Source organism: Psychromarinibacter sediminicola (genome assembly GCF_029168335.1).
Taxonomy (GTDB): domain Bacteria; phylum Pseudomonadota; class Alphaproteobacteria; order Rhodobacterales; family Rhodobacteraceae; genus Psychromarinibacter; species Psychromarinibacter sediminicola.
In genome coordinates this window covers 1-354 of the sequence record NZ_JARGYC010000256.1, presented here as the reverse complement: position 1 = coordinate 354, position 354 = coordinate 1, and the positions used below count along the sequence as shown (strand labels likewise).

Sequence of the window (354 nt, the reverse complement as noted above, 5' to 3'; positions counted from 1 at the left end):
GTAGGACCGGAGCCGGTCGGTCACGATGGAGTCCGGCCGACCATAGCGCTTCATTGATTTTCTGAGGAATTTCAGGGCCGCCTTCTTGTCGCGGGCCTTCGTCACGAAGCTCTCGAGAACCTCGCCCTCGTGGTCGACGGCCCGCCAGAGGTAATGCCTCTCACCGTTGATCTTCACGAACATCTCGTCGAGATGCCATCGCCACTGGCTCGACCGCATCCCCTCGATCCGGCGTTTCCGGATCTCGGCGGCGAACATTGGCCCGAACCGGTGCCACCAGAACCGGACCGCTTCGTGGCTCACGTCGATCCCACGTTCGTGCAGCAGGTCTTCGACATTCCGCAGCGAAAGCGG

Annotated in this window: 1 protein-coding gene; it reads right to left on the bottom strand. The window is 62.1% G+C overall.

Annotation, left to right across the window (positions count from 1 at the left end):
* A partial coding sequence (locus P1J78_RS25255; RefSeq protein ID WP_275570116.1) for an IS6 family transposase occupies positions 1 to 354 on the bottom strand: 354 nt, incomplete at both ends.